This window comes from Pseudomonas sp. SBT1-2 (assembly GCF_028640875.1).
Classification (GTDB): Bacteria; Pseudomonadota; Gammaproteobacteria; order Pseudomonadales; family Pseudomonadaceae; genus Aquipseudomonas; species Aquipseudomonas chlororaphis_I.
The window spans coordinates 1-265 of the sequence record NZ_JAQZAA010000038.1 but is presented as its reverse complement, the minus strand read 5'-3'; the positions used below and the strand labels follow the sequence as shown (position 1 = coordinate 265).

At 63.4% G+C, this 265-nt stretch carries 1 pseudogene; it reads left to right on the top strand.

The features are described 5' to 3' along the window. A pseudogene (locus PVZ78_RS03730) lies at positions 1–265 on the top strand (hypothetical protein); the annotation flags it as partial.

Sequence of the window (265 nt, the reverse complement as noted above, 5' to 3'; positions counted from 1 at the left end):
CCTTAGCGCCGCGGGTGCCTACAGCTTCAGCCTGCTGCAGCCGCTGGACCATCCAGCCGGCAATGATGAAAACGACATCACCCTTAACCTGGGTACCTTGCTGCAAGCTACCGACAAGGACGGTGACACGGTGACGGCCGCCGCCGAGAAACTGGTGATCACCATCGATGACGACACGCCAACGGCGGCCGGAGCCGCCGAGGCTGGTACCGTCGATGAAGACGGCTTGGCCAATGGCATCGCCGGTGGTGTCGGCGACGTAGCT